The 3,195-nt window shown below is 39.0% G+C and carries 2 protein-coding genes; one reads left to right on the top strand and one right to left on the bottom strand.

All coding sequences use genetic code 11. The features are described 5' to 3' along the window. Window positions 1-2,115 (top strand): alkaline phosphatase family protein (locus ACKI67_RS10005; protein ID WP_407463388.1); only part of this gene is annotated, 2,115 nt, incomplete at its 5' end. A 76-nt stretch (window positions 2,116-2,191) separates the two neighbouring features. Here ACKI67_RS10005 and ACKI67_RS10000 read toward each other — a convergent pair. Further along, window positions 2,192-3,195, bottom strand: a 1,004-nt coding sequence (locus ACKI67_RS10000) for a magnesium transporter (protein WP_407463387.1), incomplete at its 5' end; no start/stop codon positions are given.

Below are 3,195 nucleotides of genomic sequence, written 5' to 3'. Positions count from 1 at the left end.
TTATCATTGATAAACGCCTTATTATGGCCTCTTATAAGCTATTTATCACTTAGATTCGTAGTCATTACACTGGGTTTTGGAACATTCCTCATCGACGGAATCCTTCTCTATATAATAAGCCTCTTTATTCCAGGAGTTCATATAGAAGGAATATCCCTATTTGCAACCCCGCTTCTTATCGGACTGATTTCCTCATTCCTATCACTTGTCCTTAATATCGATGATGACAAAAGCTACTATCAAAACGTTTTGGAAAAGGAAATGACTGCAATATATAAGGATAATGCAGATAAGGAAGGATTCATTTTTCTTGAAATTGACGGCCTCTCCTACAATACACTAAAGAAGGCATTGGACAGGGGAGACATGCCTACATTGTCCAAATGGATTGAAAACGGGGACCATAAGCTTACAAGATGGGAAACCGATCTTTCAAGCCAGACATCATCTTCACAGGCAGGAATACTTCATGGAAACAACAGCAACATACCGGCCTTCCGTTGGCTTGAAAAGGAAAACGACAACCGCATAATCTCATCAAACGGAATGGAAAATTCAGAAATCATCGAAAAGAGAATATCCGATGGAAAGGGCCTCCTTTCAAACAAGGGAGCAAGCAGAAGCAACCTGTTTTCAGGAGATGCAGAAGACCACATCCTAACCTTCAGCAACCTGACTCAATCCAAAAGCATAGGAACAACCAGCTGGTACTACCTATATTCAAAGCCTTATGTAATCACCAGAATCGTCCTGCTCTTCCTTTTCGACATGGTGATGGAACTTGGTTCAAGAATAAGACAGCTTTTCATCAATACACAGCCTCGTCTCAAATGGAGAGGGTTTGCATACTATGTTGCCCGTGCAGGAACAAATGTGGCCATGAGGGAAGCTACAACATATACAATAATTGGAGACATCTTTGCAGGCCAATACAATGCAATCTATGCAACATATATGGGCTATGATGAGATAGCGCACCACTCAGGAGTGGAGGACTATGATGCATTCTATGCATTAAGGCAAATCGACAAGCAATTCAGAAGAATCGAAAAGGCAACTGAAAAGGCTCAAAGAAAATATAAGCTTATCATACTTTCAGATCACGGCCAGTCAAATGGATTCACATTCAAGCAAAAGTATGGAATCACATTGAATGACTTAGTCAGTGAACTCTTGCCTGACAACATCAGCATACACAGCATATTGCACTCCAACGACGATTATTTCAGAAAGAAATATTCTCTGGAGGATTATGTTGAAGGGAAAGTGGACAATACAAGAGAAAGGATAGACACAACCGTCGACAATACCAAGGAAAGGATTGACACCAGAGTGGATAATGCAAGGGAAAGAATAGAAAATACAAGAGAGAGAATAGACACCAGAGTTGACAGCGCAAGGGAAAGAATAGACATTCATCCAATGGAAAGGCTATCCAACATAAAGGAGAACTCCAGATTTTCTGAATATATGGAAAGGCTCAGACTCGACAACAGGTTCTTCAATGATGATGAATCATTTACAGATAAGCTGAATAACATTTCTTCAGATCTTGACTTGAACATCAGCTTTTCAAACAAGACTACAGTCAGTGAAGAGACTGCACAGGCAATGGTGCTTTCCTCTGGAAATTTAGGCTTGATTTATTTTACAGATTGGTCCAATAGAATGACATATGAACAGATTGAAGATGCATTTCCTGGACTCTTGAAGGCATTATCTCATCATGATGGCATAGGTTTTGTCATGGTGAAAAGCAGTATATATGAAACTGTGGTTTTATCAAAAGGTAGTGTACTTTACCTTGAAACAGGCCATTGCACAGGTGAAAACTTCTATGAGAAATATGGTGAGCACATCATTGAAAAGTTGAGAAGAACAGATAAGTTTGAACATGTTCCGGACATTCTCGTAAACAGTGAATATGATGTGGAAAACGATGAGGTCTATGCATTCGAGGATTTGATTGGAAACCATGGTGGAGCTGGAGGAAACCAGCAATATCCATTCATATTATATCCAAGTGATTGGGACTTGGAGGAAGAGATATTCGGTGCAGAAAAAGTTAATAAATTCTTTAAGTCTGAAATGGAAAAGTCATGGAAAGGTAAATAAATAGCTATTTTTTAAATTAGAAATACCCTTAACCATAAAAAAAGATTAAAAAAAGATTAAATGACCTTACAATCACTTAAAACATGTTTAAAATACCTAAAGACACCACTATCAAGATCAATGTGGATATGGAATCTGTAAGGCTTGTAGACAGTGGAATGACTATATTATCAGGGTCCAATCCTCTTCTATATGAAATTGTGGATATGTAGAATACCACAAGCAACATGATCAATATCAATATCATACCTGCAATCAGGCTTATTGACAATGATTGAGGGAATCCGACACCAAGATTTCCAAAGGCCACTGTTGATGATTCAGCCAAGAATCCAATCAAAGGATACATCAATATAGCCAAGGTCACAATAGCTATGAAGTTTTCCATAGTGTGCTTCTTAGGCCTTAATACAGGGTCGATTAAACCTGAGTGGAGACCTGAGGATAATCTTGCTCCTAAGATGCTTACCAAACCGCCACTTTCACCGGAGAACAATGGTACAAGGGTAAGCAATGTCTGATTCCTAAGCAATGTGCTGATTGAATTGTTCAATATTCCACCTGCAACGGTTCCCAATATGGAACAGAAGAAAAGGACAGGAGTGGACTGCCTTACGATATGTCTCACTTCATTGTCTGCTGTGTATCCTGAAATCAATGCAGCAAGGGTTATGATTATTATTATCACAAATAGAATCATCTTGACCATAGGATGGAAACCTATGAAGTTCACTGTCATCACACTTAAGATGATTGCAGGCAAGGTGAAGAAGTCACCGACAGCTGCAATGAAAGGAGTTGTGATGTTGTCTGGGTCCCAACCGCCTTCAAAGCTCTTGAGTGAAATGAACATTGTAATCGGAAGCATGATTATTGTTGAAAAGAGACCTGCGATAAATGAGATCATTACAAAGTCATAAAGGCTTATGCTTTCAAAGTTGAATAGGATACATATTATCTTTGCAATCACTGCAAGCAATACAGAAAGCACCATAGTCAAAATGAGGGATGCAGTAATGTTTTCATCCAAAATGTCTGACCTTTTGAATTCCGGAGACAAGGTACCAATGTGTAGGTGAG

The organism is Methanobrevibacter sp., assembly GCF_045577275.1.
Taxonomy (GTDB): domain Archaea; phylum Methanobacteriota; class Methanobacteria; order Methanobacteriales; family Methanobacteriaceae; genus Methanobrevibacter.
The sequence above is the reverse complement of the archived record's forward strand: the minus strand, read 5'-3'. Positions and strand labels throughout refer to the sequence as shown.